The sequence below is a fragment of the Acidimicrobiales bacterium genome (genome assembly GCA_033344915.1).
Taxonomy (GTDB): Bacteria; Actinomycetota; Acidimicrobiia; order Acidimicrobiales; family Aldehydirespiratoraceae; genus JAJRXC01.
The window spans coordinates 908,119-920,257 of sequence record JAWPML010000001.1 but is presented as its reverse complement, the minus strand read 5'-3'; the positions used below and the strand labels follow the sequence as shown (position 1 = coordinate 920,257).

At 68.7% G+C, this 12,139-nt stretch carries 9 protein-coding genes; 1 reads left to right on the top strand and 8 read right to left on the bottom strand.

What is annotated here, in order from left to right; translation table 11 throughout:
* Positions 1 to 19: 19 nt before the first annotated feature.
* The 4 genes from R8F63_04410 to R8F63_04395 all read right to left on the bottom strand — a co-directional run bounded on the left by R8F63_04410 (position 20) and on the right by R8F63_04395 (position 4,266).
* Positions 20 to 1,711 carry an ABC transporter substrate-binding protein gene (locus tag R8F63_04410; GenBank protein MDW3217834.1) on the bottom strand — a complete coding sequence of 564 codons (1,692 nt, stop codon included), beginning with the start codon at positions 1,709 to 1,711 and terminating at the stop codon, positions 20 to 22.
* A 64-nt stretch (positions 1,712 to 1,775) separates the two neighbouring features.
* On the bottom strand, positions 1,776 to 2,282 hold the full coding sequence (locus R8F63_04405) for a MarR family transcriptional regulator (protein ID MDW3217833.1): 507 nt from the start codon (positions 2,280 to 2,282) through the stop codon (positions 1,776 to 1,778).
* Between the two features lie 107 nt (positions 2,283 to 2,389).
* Positions 2,390 to 2,752, bottom strand: coding sequence for a hypothetical protein (locus tag R8F63_04400; GenBank protein MDW3217832.1), 363 nt, complete (start codon positions 2,750 to 2,752; stop codon positions 2,390 to 2,392).
* Positions 2,752 to 4,266: an amidase gene (locus R8F63_04395; GenBank protein ID MDW3217831.1), complete on the bottom strand. Its 1,515-nt coding sequence runs from the start codon at positions 4,264 to 4,266 to the stop codon at positions 2,752 to 2,754. The genes R8F63_04400 and R8F63_04395 overlap by 1 nt, the downstream gene beginning before the upstream one ends.
* Before the next feature lie 22 nt (positions 4,267 to 4,288).
* On the opposite strand from R8F63_04395, the gene R8F63_04390 reads away from it, so the two are divergent.
* Positions 4,289 to 5,374, top strand: coding sequence for a phosphotransferase (locus R8F63_04390; GenBank protein ID MDW3217830.1), 1,086 nt, complete (start codon positions 4,289 to 4,291; stop codon positions 5,372 to 5,374).
* Between the two features lie 12 nt (positions 5,375 to 5,386).
* On the opposite strand, the gene R8F63_04385 is transcribed toward R8F63_04390, so the two are convergent.
* The 4 genes from R8F63_04385 to R8F63_04370 all read right to left on the bottom strand — a co-directional run bounded on the left by R8F63_04385 (position 5,387) and on the right by R8F63_04370 (position 12,138).
* Complete coding sequence (locus tag R8F63_04385; GenBank protein MDW3217829.1) at positions 5,387 to 6,172, bottom strand: thioesterase family protein; 786 nt, start codon at positions 6,170 to 6,172, stop codon at positions 5,387 to 5,389.
* A complete protein-coding gene (gene fetB / locus R8F63_04380; GenBank protein MDW3217828.1) occupies positions 6,169 to 6,960 on the bottom strand; it encodes an iron export ABC transporter permease subunit FetB in 792 nt (263 codons plus the stop codon). Before fetB ends, R8F63_04385 begins: the two co-directional genes overlap by 4 nt.
* A 42-nt stretch (positions 6,961 to 7,002) precedes the next feature.
* Positions 7,003 to 11,400, bottom strand: a complete 4,398-nt coding sequence (locus R8F63_04375) for an S-layer homology domain-containing protein (GenBank protein ID MDW3217827.1) — start codon at positions 11,398 to 11,400, stop codon at positions 7,003 to 7,005.
* 93 nt (positions 11,401 to 11,493) lie between these two features.
* Positions 11,494 to 12,138 (bottom strand): ATP-binding cassette domain-containing protein, encoded by a 645-nt coding sequence (locus R8F63_04370; GenBank protein ID MDW3217826.1) that lies wholly within the window; start codon positions 12,136 to 12,138, stop codon positions 11,494 to 11,496.
* Between the last annotated feature and the right edge of the window lies 1 nt (position 12,139).

Here is a 12,139-nt window from a genome sequence, read left to right as displayed (position 1 = left end):
GGACCGACCGTAGCGGGGACTAGCCGGCGATGACGGCGTCGTGGAAGAGGAAGATCGTTGCGACGGTGGGGACGATGCCGTCCACCTCCGGCGCGAAGACGATGCCCTCGTCGATCGAGCCGAGTCCGGCCGCAACGTGGTCCTCCACGAAGATGCGGTTCATCTCCGCGAACGCGTCCAGCTGGGCCTGACCGCTCTCGGCGCCCAGGATCGCGTCCAGGGCGGCGTCCATCTCGGCGCTGGCGTAGCCCATCCGGTTCGACGCGCTGTCCGAACGCAGGTTGCGCCCGAACGTCGTCGTCGCGGTGGCCGGACCGGCGTTGAAGCCCCAGCAAGCGGTGTCGTAGTTGCCCTGCACGACGGCACCGATCTGGTCACCCTGACCGATCGTCTCCACGGTCACGTCGAAGCCTGCTCCCTCGAGGAGCGCTTCGACCGCGAGCGCGGTGTCCGGCGCCGGCGGCGTGGTCGAGCACAACACCTCGAGGGTGCCGTCGTAGCCGTCGGCCATCGCCTCGGCGAGCAGTTCGCTGGCTCGCGCCGCGTCGGTCTCGGCTTCGACGATCGCGTCCGAATAGAAGCGCGATCCCTCGATGATGAGCGACTTGCCCTCGGTGAGGTCACCGGCGTAGGCCCGATCGCTCACGACTGCGGTGTCGATCGCGAGGATGATCGCCTCGCGCACCCGCGGATCGTTGCCAGGTCGGTCCTCACGCTGGTTGATGATCAGCACGGAGCCGCCGTCCTGCTTGGCGAAGAACTCCTCTTCACCGTTGGCGCGGGCGAGCGAGATCTCCGCCGGGCTGCGCAGGAAGGCCACGTTGAGGTCGCCGGCCTGGAACGACTCGTAGGTCGTGCCCGGGTTGAACACGAAGCGGAGTCGCTCGACGCAGACCGGGCCACCCCAGTAGTCGTCGCGGGCGACGAACACGAGTTCTTCACCCGGCGCGTTGCGCTCCACCACGTACGGGCCCACGCCCGCGGCATCAGAGGGCATGGCACCGAAGGCGTCGATGTCGTCGCCGATCGCGTTCAGGTTGACCACCATGCCGGGCTCGTCGGCGAAGACGAACGGGAACTCCACCCACGGGGCATCCAGCGTCATGACGAGCGTCGTGGCGTCGACGACCGTCTTCTCGACGATCGGTGTGAGGAAGCCGGCCGAGGTGTTGCGAACGCCCTCGTCGAAGAACCGATCCATGTGGTCGGACACCATCTGCGCGTCGAGCGGCGTGCCGTCGCTGTAGGTGATGTCGTCGCGCAGCGTCAACGTCCACTCGGTGTAGTCGTCGTTCGGCTCGAGCGACTCGGCGAGGTGCGGCACATAGTCGCCGGTCTCGTGGTCGAAGATGAACAGCACGTCGTAGACCGCAGCGAGTTCGGTACCACCGACCAGGGCGCCACTGGCGCGGGTCGGATCGAGAACGCTGCTCGGCGCGAACGTGCCGTAGTTGATCTGCGTGTCGGGGACGGTGGCGTCACACGACCCCGAGACGGGCTCGCCGCCGTCGTCGCCGGTGCCGTCGTCGCTCGTGCCGTCGTCGCTGGTGCCGTCCGAGGTTCCGTCGTCACCGCTGCTGTCGTCACCTCCCCCGTCGTCTCCCACGTTGGTGCCGTCCGAGCTCTCGCTGTCGTCGTCGGAGCAGGCTGCGCCCACTACGACCACGATGCAGAGCACGGCCAGCCATCGGAGCCAGCTCCGTTGCCTCATGTTGTTCCCCTTCGGTTGTCTTCTGTTGGTTGGGTTGTGTTGCTTGCGGTCGACCGGGAGCACGTCATGCGCCGACGTTCTCCCGGTAGTCGGCTTCGAGCGCGGTGAGCAGCAGCATCACCGAGCGATCGATCATGTCGAGTTCGTCTCCGCTCAGGCGGCCGAACATGCGCTCGCGGATGGCGTCGTAGGACGCCAGCGCCTCGTCGGCGAACTGCCGTCCGGTCGGGGTCAACGACACGACGACTTCGCGTCCGTCGTTCTCGCCCTGCCTCCGTCGGACCAGGCCGCGTTGCTCGACCCGGTTCACGGCGTGGGTGATGGAGCCCGTGGGCCGCAGGACGTATTCGGCGATGCGCCCGACCAGGAGTTCGTGGGGTTCGGGTTCCTTGCGCAGCGTTGCGAGGAGAACGAAGTCGGCGAACGTGATGTCGTAGTCGCGGACGGCCTCGCGCTGCAGGAACTCGAGGAAGATCACCACACGCTGGAGGCGGGTGAACAGCGCCGCGGGTGAATCGTGTTCGAGGACGTAGGCGGGCACGACCGCTTCCAGGCGTCGTCCCCGGTTCACAGAATCCTCCAGCATGCAGACGGTCCCCCTCGGCGATCTGCTCGGATCTCAAACTATCCTAACCTTAGGATAGTTCGTCGGACGGCGTCCACCCCTAGCCGGATCCGCTACCCGATCCGGTCCAAGGTGTCACCGCTCACCGCGTCGACCACCCGCCGTGTCCCCAGCGGAGATGACAGCGCGACCGCAGCCCCACCGCTGCAATCGCCGCCGACGTCGTCCCCGCGCGTTTCCAGCAGGACCTCGACCCGGTCGTCGTTCGCCGCGACCACCTCAGCTCGCATCTCGGGATGGCAGCCGGCCCGCACGACGAGCCTCGTCCCCTCGTCGTCCAGCTCGTAGCCCGATGCCGGCCGGGCGTCCCAGGAGCCGTCCTCCTCCCACCACACGATGGCGAGGACCGCGACGACGAACAGCGCCACGGCTGCGGCCGACCCGAGGGCCAGCTCCCGCGCCGATGGCCGCTTCACTAGATCGGCGCCCCCGGTGCCACGAGCGGCCACGGCCGTTCGCGCTCGACATGCCCGGCGACATCGAACAGCAGCGCATCGTCGTGGTGACGACCGATCACCTGCATACCGATCGGCAGGCCGCCGACATCGCCGACCGGGATCGAGACGGCCGGATTGCCACAGAGGTTCGCCGGCATCGTGAGGGCACCCATGTCGAGCAGCTCGGGCGATCCCTTCGTGCCGGCCGCGAGCAGTCGCTGCGGCGTCTTGGGCGCGACGCCGCTGACCGCGCGGGCGGCCTTCAGCACGCCGGAGAAAATGCGCTGCGCGACCGTGCTGCCCCGGGCGTAGTCGATGAACGTCTTGGCGTCGCTGCTCATCCCGGCGGTCGCGTCGAAGGCCGGACCGGGGTTGGTCGACGTGATGACGAAGTCGGCCTGCTCGAGCAGGTCCGCCATCGCCTCGTTGGCGCTGCGCCGCAGCATCTCCCCCGCCGCCGCGACCCGCAAGTTGAACAGATTCTCCGACAGCTGCACGGCGACCCGCATCTCGTCCGTCATGTCGCCGGCTCCGGCCGGCCACCGGTCCTCGATCTCGCCGTAGAGGCTCGCGATGTTGCCCATCATCCACTCGCCCCCCATGCGGGGAATCGCCACCGGCACATCGAGGCGACGCAGCCCGAGCTCGGCGACCAGCTCGTCCGCCGCGGCCTCGACGACTGCCCGGGCCGCGTCGTCGATCGCCACGCCACCCAAGGTCGGATCGATGATCACGGTACGCCCGCGCAGATCGTGGGTGCCGAGTGCGGCCTCCCAGCCGCCGACCGCGGGCAGGCTCGTCGGGTCACGCGGATCCGGACCGGCACACACGTCGTAGTACCGCGCCGCGTCGCGCACCGATCGTGCCAGACAGCCGAGCACCACCGTGTGGGGATTCAGCGCGGTGTGCGGGCCTCGGGGGATCCGTCCGTACGTCCCCTTCATGCCGAGCAGGCCGGTGTAGCCGGCGGGGATGCGGATGGACCCGCCCCCGTCGCCCCCACTCGCCAGTGGGAGGAGCCCGCCGGCGACCGCCGCCGCGCTGCCGCTCGACGAGCCGCCGGCCGTGCGCGACGTGTCCCAGGGATTGCCCGTCACCCCGTTGATCTTCGTGACGCTCACGTTGAGCCCGCCGAACTCGCTCGCCGTCGTCGCGCCGACCGGCACCGCGCCACTGGCTTTGATGCGCTGCACGTGCGTCGTGTCGTAGGCACCGACGCGGTCCTCGAAGAGCAGCGACGCTTCCGTGTAGGGCCAGCCGGCAACCTGCTCCAGCTCCTTGATCCCGAAGGGCAGCCCGCCGAACGGCAACGACACGTCGGCCGCCGCGGCGAGCGTCCGAGCGGCCTCGAGATCGAGGTGGGCGAACGCGTTCAGATCGCTGCCTTCGATCGCCCCGATGACGGCGTCCAACTCCTCGAGTGGGGACCGCTCACCCGCCCGGAACGCATCGATCAGGGAGCACGCATCGCCGAGCCACGGGCAGTCAGACATCCGAGGAGACTAATCTCCGCGCATGGCGACGTTCCCGGCGGCTATCGAAGACGTCACGATCGACTGGGTCACGGACGCGCTCCACGCCTCGGGCGACCTCGGGGCCGACGCCCGCGTCCGGGCGGTCCACAGCGAGCCGATCGGCGTGGGCGTCGGCCTGATGGGTCTGCTCCACCGGCTGTCCCTCGACTACGACGGCGCACCGGGCCCGGCGACCGCGATCGCCAAGTTTCCCGTTCCCCACGCCGAGACCCGCCACGTCGCGAAGACCTTCCGCTTCTACGAGAAGGAGGTCGGGTTCTACCGCGACCTCGCGGCGGGCTCGTCGCTCGGCACGCCCGCCGTCTACGCCGCACAGCACGACGCGGACTCCGACGACTTCGCGCTCCTGCTCGAGGACATCGCCGACCGCGGCGTCGTCTACTCCCAGACCGAAGGCTGCCCGCCGGACGTCGCCCTCACCGCCGCTCGCGCCCTCGGGCGCCACGCTGCGACGTTCCTCGAGAGTCCGGCCTTCGAGGAGCCGGCCCTCGCCTGGTTGCCGTTCGGCCACGAGACGCCGTTCCCCGAGGGCGTGATCCAGGGCGTCGGCGGATCCTGGGAAGCCTTCCAGCAGCGGTTCCCCGAGCTGATCGACGACCGCATCCGCGATCTCGTCCCCCGCTACCTCGACTCGATCCACACGCTGATGACACCCGCCGATGGCCGTCCGATCACGCTCATGCACGGCGACTACCGGCTCGACAACCTGTTCTTCGCCGGCGACGACGTGACCGCGATCGACTGGCAGATCTGCGCCAAGGGCACGCCCGCCTACGACCTCGGCTACTTCGTCTCCCAGAGCCTCACCGTCGAGGACCGCCGCGCCCACGAGGACGCGATCATCGACGCCTGGTTCGAGGGCTTCGAGGCAGCCGGCGGCACCGACGACCGCGACGCCTTCATGGAGGACTACCGCCGGGTCGTCATGTTCTGCCTCTGCTACCCGCTCCAGTCGGGAGGCGCGCTCGTGGTCGACGACGAGCGGGCCCGCCAACTCGTCGTCGACCTGTTCAACCGCTGCATGGCCGCGATCGAGGACCACGACGCCGCCGAGTTCCTCGGCTGACGAGATCGCGGGTCAGCGGGGGTCGATCAGGAGGCTCTTCATCGACCGACCGATCGAGCCGGTCGAGTCGAAGAGCTGGGCGTCGGTCGAACCGAAACCGGCGCGATTGACCCGCACCAGCGCCTCGCTCGCGATCCAGGCACCCTCGGGTATCCGGTGGAACTGCATCGACAGGTCGGGGTTGACCGAGAGGTACCGGTCGAAGTCCATGATCGACCCGGCGCTGGGGATCATGTCGGCGGCCGCCGCCGCGAAGGTCATCGGCCGGGTCTCCTCACCGAGCACGAACGGCACGTTCAGCCTGACCCAGCTGATCGTCCGGCCCGGCCGAGCTTCGTCCTCGCGACGCCGCATCGTGAAGTTGTGGATGAAGTCGGCTCCCTGCACCGAGATGTCGAGGTCGTCGAGCCCGTCAGGACCCTCCGGGGGCACGTCCTCCGGCCACGGGTCCGGCACCTGCTCGTCGGCGACGACCGAGTCGTCGATCCGGATCCGCATCGCGGTCGAGCGGGCGACAATCTCGCCGTCGACCTCGTAGCGGACGCCGAGCGACTGGACGCGGCGACCGTCGCGCAACACCTCCGCCGTCACCCGCGTGCGCCCCATCGGCACCTTCCGACTCATGTCCACCGACATCCGGGTCAGCATCATCGGCGTCGCACTCGGCACCTGCTCGACAGCCCGGGCGATGAGGCCGGTGATGGCGCCGCCGTGCTGGACGCCGGGGAACCACGGCCCGGACGCCGTCGGTTGCGGGATGAGGTCGTCGCCTTCGGGGACGAATATCGCTTCGATCACGGGCGAGACTGTGCCACAGCCGCCACCGCGAGCCGGTGGTCCTTCGTGAACATTCTCCGGGTGAGGCCCAGCGCCATCACCGAGGCCGTGGTCGAGACCGACCCGAGCACGAGATACATCACCGCCACCTGCACCCGCACGGCCTCGACCGGCTCGACCCCCGCCAGGATCAGCCCGGTCATCGCACCGGGGAGGGCGATGAGGCCGACCGTCTTGGTCGTCTCGATCTGAGGAACCAGGCCGGTCCGCAGCGCCTCGCGGAGGTGTGGCGCGAACGCGTCCTGAGACGAGAGGCCGAGGGCGAGGCGGGCTTCGATCAAGCCACGGTGATCGCGGGCCTCGGCCACCAGACGGCGGGAGACGACCACCGTCGCCGTCATCGAGTTGCCCACCATCACCCCCGCCATCGGCACGATCGCCCGACCGGTCGGCTCGAACACGCGAAGCCCGAACAGCACGCCGAGTGTCACGGCGGCCGCCGCCGCGAACGACGCCAACGCGAGTGGAATCACGTTCGGCACCTCGGGGGCGCGGCGTCGCACCGTCCACGAGGCGACGACGACCATCACCGCCACCCAGATCCAGGTGAAGATCAGCGGGTCGTCGCCGTCCACCACGATCCGGAGCGCGAAGCCGACGATCAACAGCTGGACGAGCGCCCGGACGGCCGCGATCAGCAGATCCCTCTCGAGCCCGAGTCGACGGACGAAGGACAGCACCAAGGCGACCGCGATCAGGATGCCCGACAGGGCGAGGCCGTCGAGGCCGATGTCTGCGAGGTCGTTCATGCGGACTCCACCATCTCGCGCTTCGCGACCGGGTGCGTGGTCCTACGGAGGATCGGCTTCGTAGAAGCGGGCCAGCAGGGCCGCCATCTGGACCCGGGTGACGTCGTCGTAGGGCGAGTACATGGTCGGCGACGTGCCGGTCGTGAGATCGAGACCGAAGATGCGGGCGATCGAGCTGTCGGCGTAGTTGCCCGGGAGGTCGATGAACGGCGTCGGGACCTTGGGGGCCTTCTCCCCCCGGATCGCCTGCCACAGGCGGTCCAGGAACGCAGCGACCTGCATGCGGGTGACGACATCGTTCGGCGAGTAGGTCGTGGGCGACGTGCCCGTCGTGACGTCGAGTCCGTAGATGCAGCCGATCGCCGGGTCACCCCAGGGGCTACCGAGGAGATCCGTGAACGGCGTGTCTGCGACCGGACACGGCTCGCCCACCATGACCTCGTAGAGGCGGGCCATGAAGGCGGCCATCTGCATCCGGGTGACCACGTCGTCCGGTGAGAACATCGTCGGCGAGGTGCCGGTCGTGACGTCGATGTCGTAGAGACAGATGATCGCCGGATCGCCCCACTTCGTGCCCGGGAGGTCGACGAACGGCGCCGTCGCATCCGGGTCACACGAGAACAGCTCGCTCGTCGGCCCCGCCACCTGCGTCGGATCGTACGGATCCTCGAGATGCTGACGACTCACGTCCGGCACCCGGACCACCAGCGTGCTCGCTCCGTGACGTTGGTCGAGCGCGGGCTCGAACGTGATCCTCCGACCGTTGATGGCCGTCACTTCGACGAGTTGCGGCGCCGGCAGGGGGAACGCGTAGTCGGCGGTCCGCTCGTTGCCCGCGCCGACCAGCAGCCAGTCGCCGACTGCGAGTTCGGCTTCATCGCCGGCCGCGGTCAAGGTCAACGACGCCGAGGCTGCCGCCGGAGCGAGATCGCCGTCGCCGGCCAACCGGAGCACGTTGCTTCCCTCCGCGGCCGCCTGGGCGAGACGATCGGAGGCCGTCGGGTCCGATCCCCGCGCATCCGACGGATCTTCGACCACGCCGTCGACGGCTGCCATCACCAGGTCCTTGATGGCCTCGTGGCCCGCCGCGTTCGGGTGGAGGAGTCCCGCGTTGCCGGCACCGGTGTCGTCGTCCAGGCCGATGACCCACGACTCGTCTGCACAGGCACCGTGGGTGGTGAAGGCGGAGGCCACTCCACCGACGACCGTCCATCCGAAGCGCGACCGGGTCGCCGCGATCTCGCGATTCAGCGGGTCGAGGATCTTCGCCTCCGCCCACATTGCCTCGGCCTCGTCGATCCCGAGGCCGGTGAGCGGGACACCCAGGATCGCGTCGCAGGTCTCCCCGTCGCTGCCCCGGGTGAGGTTGTAGTACTCGACGATGAAGACGTTGGCGGGATCGACGTTCATCAGGTCGACGCGGCTGTCGAGCGCGGCGAGATTCTGCTCGAAGGCCTCCACCCGGCGGTCGATCGCGTCGTCGAGGTCGGGTCCCGTGGCCTTCACGATCTCGGTGAGCGGCTCCGGTTCCCTGAGCGGGTTCGGCGCCCGGGTGGGGAGATAACCGGAGAAGTGGTTCTCCTCCAGCTCATCCTCGAGAACGAAGTTGAGCGAGGACGCTCCGCTGTGCCCACCGGAGAGCACGCGTTCGGCCCAGTCCCCCGGACACAGCCTCGGCGCGATGCTCTCGATGTCGGACTGCTCCCAGTCGGTCGGCAGCGCGCCGGGTTCATCGATGTCGACTGGGGTACGTCCCGTCCAGTCGATGTTCTCGTCGTTGATGATGATGTGCCACTCCGACGCCGTCGACGCCTCGATATCTCCGTCGCCGGCGGCATTGATCTCGCGCTCACCGGCGGACGCGTCGCGACAGACCGACCCGACGAAGGGATCCAGCACCTCGGGCACCGGAATGCCCCGTACCTGGGTCACGTTGCCCGACTGGATGCTCAGCTCCGAGGCGAACCCGATCTTGTTGCACGGATTGCCCGGCGCTCCATTGGCGAAGCAGAACTTCGCGGCCGGCCCGAACAACATGTCGTTGCCGCCGACGTGCATCACCAGGGCATCGATCTCCCGGTCGCCGACGAGCGAGTCCACGACGGCCAGTTGATGGGCCGACGCGTCGGCGCCGTAGAACGGGTTGTGCAGCTGGGGCCCGATGACGCCACTGAACGTCGTCGCGCCGGAACACGCCACATGGACGAGGGTGACCGACGAGAGCTCGTACTCCTCCTCGTAGTCGAAGGCCGCCTGTACGGCGCCGGAGTTCGCCGACCGGTGGCACTTCGCGTCCATCCACCCGCCGCCGGACCCGCCGTCGGGGTTTCCTTCGCCCGAGGCGACCGAGTCGCCGACGACCACCCAGAGGATGTCCTCCACCGTCACGGTGCCCTTGAGCACCTCGGCCGCTCCGTCCGAACCGATCAACTCGTACTCGCCCTCGTCCTCGAACTCGAAGCGGAACTGGCAGGGGTCCTCCCGGTCGGGCGTCGGCTCCGGGTCGTCGATCTCCTCGCCGTTCGCCGTCCAGTCGTAGTCGGTCAGGCAATCCTCGGCGACGATCGTGATGTCGACGGGATAGCTGTCGTGTTGCACGTCGTCGACATCGCCGGCCGAATCGGGGATGTCCGGCGACCCACCACCGGTCGGACGCACGATGCGATCCGGCACCCGCCATTCGAAGTCGCCGAGGAAGTTGAGGTGGGCGGAGAGCTCGATCTTCCGCTCACTGTCCTCGCCGACGGCCGTGTCCTGATAGGTGACCGTGAACGGGATCTCCGCCTCACCCGGCTGTGAGGACGACACGGTCACCGGGACGACGGTCTCCCCCTCCGGCACGATCGTCTCGTCGTCCGGTGGCTCGAAGTCGATGTCGACGCCTTCCACCTCGCGCGTCAACTCGACCGACACGATCGTCGCGTCGTCCCACCCGATGTTCTGGAGCGTCAGGTCGAACTCGAACAGCTGGTCGACGATGCCGAACGCAGGCTCGTCGCTGTCGGACACTTCCTCGGACAGCTGGGCGTCGATCTCGCCACCGATCACGTCGAACGGCGACGTCGTGCGCGATGCCCGGGCATGCGTGCCGTCCGAGGTGGTCAGGTCGAGGTTGACGCGGACCCGGTAGGTGCCGGCTTCGGTCGGCGGCTCCCACATGTAGAAGACGTCGAAGGGATCTTCGTCGCCGTACGGGCCCTCCGCGGTGCGGAACATCTCCGTCGGCGCCCCGAGCGAGATCCCCGGCCCCTCGCCGGGCACGGGTTCGAGCCATTCGAGCTCGATCGTGTAGTCACCCTCTTCCATGAAGATGTCGTGGTCGACACCGAGCAGATTGATGTCGACCTTGGTCGAGACCTCCGGTTCGGGGTGCTCGCCTCCGGGATCCTCGCCGTCGGGCTCGGGATGCACGACCGCAGCGAACTCCTCGATGTTGATCCCTGCGGGGAGCTCGATCTCGACCGTCTCCGTGTCGGTCGCCCCGGATTCGCTCGTGACGGTCACGGACGCGGTGTACGTCGATCCGCCCTCCGGGTCCTGGAGGAGTTGGACGTCCCAGGTGTCCGAACCCGAGGAACGCGTGTCGGTGCTGCCGTCCGGAGCCGTGACCTCGAAGTCGTAGCTGACGATCGGGTCGTCGGTCGGCTCTGTCGACCCGGACGCGTCCAGGGTGTACTCGGCGGCGCCCCCGAGGACGGCGTTCTCGATCGCTTCCAGATCGGCTTCGAGACCGCCGTCTCGGAGATCGCCGATGACATAGGCCCATCCACCGTCGGCGGCGGCGTAGCCCGAGTAGGTCGAGCTCGCGCCGTTGTCCCGCACGGACACGGAAGCCGGGAAGTACGCCCAGGTCGGGCCGTAGAGCCCGTTCGGTCGACCGGACGTGAGCGTGTAGCGACAATCGAGCATGGTCGCGGCCTTGGCCGCCCACGGCCCGTAGTCGCGGTTCGAGGGGCCGCCCTCGACATAGACACCGAACGCGGAGTTGTACCCACAGCTCGCTCTCGGCGTCTCCGAATCGTGGTTTCGTGCATCCTCGCTCGCGAGTTCGAACCGGGCGGTCGTGCCGTCCTCGTAGAGCAGGGCGCTGCACGACCCGGTGCGAATCCTGTCGTCGTCGAACGTGTCGATCGTCAGGCACAGCGAGGGCGACCCGCCGAACGAGATCGACGAGTAGCACGGGGCGTTCTCCCATCCGCCCGCCACCGGACCGACATTGCGGTTGCAGGCGGGCACGACCGGGTCCATCACCACGTTCACAGGGGCACCGTCGATGACCTGACCTGACACCGTGACCTCGTTCTCGGCATGGTCGGTCGGACACGTGTAGGTGTCCTCGCCGCACTCGGGTCGGGGCTGGGGCACGGGTTCGGTCGCGCCGGCCCGCGACGTGCCACCCGGCGCGACCGAGATGCCGGCCGCTCCGACCGCCAGAACCACCAGTACTGCCCGTACTCGCCCCATGTCACCCTCGCCGTTTCGCCAACGACCGGAAACGGTACCGAAAACGCTCTGCGCGGTCGAACGCTGGGGCTAGGACACCACGCGGCCGGCCCGCATTCGCACGACGCGGTCGGCGATGCGCTCGATTTGGCCGGGATCGTGCGACACCCAGACCCAGCCGACCCGCAGCGGACTGTCCGGGGCGGCCAGGCGACGGGCGAGCTGTTCGATGACCGCAGTCGCTTCCGGATCGAGCGACGACGTGGGTTCATCGGCCAGGATCACGTCCGGCCCGGTCGCCAGGGTGCGGGCCAGGCAGACCCGCTGCTTCTCGCCGCCCGAGAGCTCACTCGCCGTGCGATCCAGATAGCCCGGGTCGAGATGGACGAGGTGCACCAGATCGGCGGCGCTCTCCTCGTCGAGGTCGATCGCTCCGATCCGCAGATTGTCGAACACGGAGCCGGGCGCGACCGCCGGCGTCTGGAACACCATGCCGACCTGACGCCGATGCAGCAGCACGTCGACGTCGTCGAGGTTCTCGCCCTGCCAGGTAACCGTGCCCCGGTCCGGCACATCGAGCCGATTCAGCAGCCGCAACAGTGTCGACTTCCCCGACCCCGACTCGCCGGCGAGCACCGTGATGCCGTCCGCCGCGATCTCGAGCTCGACATCGTCCAGGCGCGGACGGTCGACCCCGTCCACCGTCACTCCATGCAGCGCGAACCCACCAGGCACG